At 58.6% G+C, this 454-nt stretch carries 1 protein-coding gene; it reads right to left on the bottom strand.

The genetic code is table 11. The features are described from left to right. A partial coding sequence (locus tag D7X74_RS42400) for an acyl-CoA dehydrogenase family protein (RefSeq protein WP_147446935.1) occupies window positions 1–385 on the bottom strand: 385 nt, incomplete at its 3' end. Between the last annotated feature and the right edge of the window lie 69 nt (window positions 386–454).

The raw sequence follows: 454 nt of genomic DNA, 5'->3' as shown, positions 1-454 counted from the left end.
CATCAGGCTCGGTGAGCGCGAAAGAGACAATCAGGTCGCCACTGGCGATTCTCGGGAGGTACTCCGCCTTCTGCTCGGCAGTGCCGTCCATCAGAATGCCTTGCGAACCAATGCCGATGTTCGTCCCGACCACCGAGCGGAAGGCCAGCGCCGTATGGCCGAGCTCGTAGGCCACTTCGCATTCCTGCGCCAGAGTCAGACCGATACCGCCGAATTCCTCGGGGATCGAGAGCCCGAACAGACCCAGTTCCTTCATGTCGCTCACGATGTCCGCCGGGACTTCATCGTGCTCCTCGACGTGATCCTCGGCGGGCATCAGACGCTCCCGAACAAAGCGTTGCACGCTGTCCTTGAGCAGTTGGAAAGTTTCTTGATCGAGCGACATGGCATCTCCTGTGAATCCGCCGCATTGTTGGTTTATCGATCCGCCTTGACAATCCCAAAGAATGTGAAC

This window comes from Corallococcus sp. CA047B (genome assembly GCF_003612065.1).
GTDB classification, from domain to species: Bacteria; Myxococcota; Myxococcia; order Myxococcales; family Myxococcaceae; genus Corallococcus; species Corallococcus praedator.
Note: the sequence above shows the minus strand (reverse complement) of the source record. Positions and strands in the feature narration are given on the sequence as shown.